Source organism: Cobetia sp. SIMBA_158 (assembly GCF_046566945.1).
In the GTDB taxonomy this organism is placed as follows: domain Bacteria; phylum Pseudomonadota; class Gammaproteobacteria; order Pseudomonadales; family Halomonadaceae; genus Cobetia; species Cobetia amphilecti.
On the sequence record NZ_JAWJYL010000204.1, the window covers coordinates 1 to 292 of the forward strand.

Annotated in this window: 1 protein-coding gene; it reads right to left on the bottom strand. The window is 29.1% G+C overall.

Annotated features, from left to right (window positions below; all coding sequences use genetic code 11):
* Window positions 1-292, bottom strand: a 292-nt coding sequence (locus R2R70_RS19640; RefSeq protein WP_410978843.1) for a hypothetical protein, incomplete at both ends; no start/stop codon positions are given.

The window sequence follows — 292 nt, forward strand, 5'->3', positions numbered from 1 at the left end:
CTTCGCACATTTTTTCCAATTCGTTTTTAGTTATATATAGTTTTAATGATGAATCTATACATGACAATAGATCATTGGTTTTTATCAACCTAGCTAAATTATTACTCCCTTTTGTAACACCGTTTGCAATCGACCAATCTATATAAGTTATCATGGTGTATAAGAATGTTTCCAAAGATGCAAGAGAAGTTGAATACATCGCTCTTAGCACATTCAAAATTTCATCAGTTGTGAAATCAAATAAGTCTTTATCCCTTATTTTTTCTTCTTTTTGTGAATGACTAAATAAAAG